The 214-nt window shown below is 39.7% G+C and carries 1 rRNA gene; it reads right to left on the bottom strand.

The features are described 5' to 3' along the window. Window positions 1-112 precede the first annotated feature (112 nt). A 23S ribosomal RNA gene (locus KI338_RS17635) occupies window positions 113-214 on the bottom strand; the annotation flags it as partial.

Here is a 214-nt window from a genome sequence, read left to right as displayed (position 1 = left end):
TAAAAATCAAGACAAGATATATTATATGCATTTCCTTCGAGAAATGCAAGGGTTTCGGAAAAAATAATCTTTATACCCTAAAAACTAAATAAGAGTAACGCACGACATCTAGTTAGTTAAGTCCTCGATCGATTAGTATCCGTCAGCTCCACGTGTCACCACGCTTCCACCTCGGACCTATCAACCTCATCGTCTCTGAGGGATCTTACTCACT

Source organism: Ornithinibacillus bavariensis (assembly GCF_018333235.1).
Lineage (GTDB): Bacteria > Bacillota > Bacilli > Bacillales > Amphibacillaceae > Ornithinibacillus > Ornithinibacillus bavariensis.
The sequence above is the reverse complement of the archived record's forward strand: the minus strand, read 5'-3'. Positions and strand labels throughout refer to the sequence as shown.